The organism is Roseomonas sp. 18066 (genome assembly GCF_902706185.1).
Taxonomy (GTDB): domain Bacteria; phylum Pseudomonadota; class Alphaproteobacteria; order Acetobacterales; family Acetobacteraceae; genus Pseudoroseomonas.
This window is the reverse complement of sequence record NZ_CACSJM010000390.1, coordinates 1-411: the sequence shown is the minus strand read 5'-3', so window position 1 is coordinate 411 and position 411 is coordinate 1. Positions and strand designations below refer to the sequence as shown.

The 411-nt window shown below is 63.3% G+C and carries 1 pseudogene; it reads right to left on the bottom strand.

The features are described 5' to 3' along the window. Positions 1 to 411, bottom strand: a pseudogene (locus GVN67_RS29375) (IS21 family transposase); the annotation flags it as partial.

Here is a 411-nt window from a genome sequence, read left to right as displayed (position 1 = left end):
GACCGGGATCGAACTCGTCGGCCGGCAACGGTGCCAGGAACGGGCGCTCGGCGGCGAAGTCTTGGCCGATAGTGGGATCCTGCCATCAATCCGCCGCTGATCGTCTTGAACCTCCCGGCTCCGGATCCAGTCGTTGAGCTCATCAAGGGACCTCGCCACGGGCATCGGGGTCAGCCGGTTGCGGCGGAACCAGCCCACCTCGCCCTCGACCCCGCATTTCTCGTGAGCGCCGGCAAGACCTGGCTGGCAATAAAAGGCATCAAATCCATAGAACGAGCGAAACAACACCCACCGGTCATTCTCCAGGCGGTTCCGCCCCTGACCGAACACCACGGCCCTGACGGCACTGGTGAGGTTGTCATAGCGGATATGTTTGACCGGCACGCCGCCGATCTCGTTGAACGCCTCGAC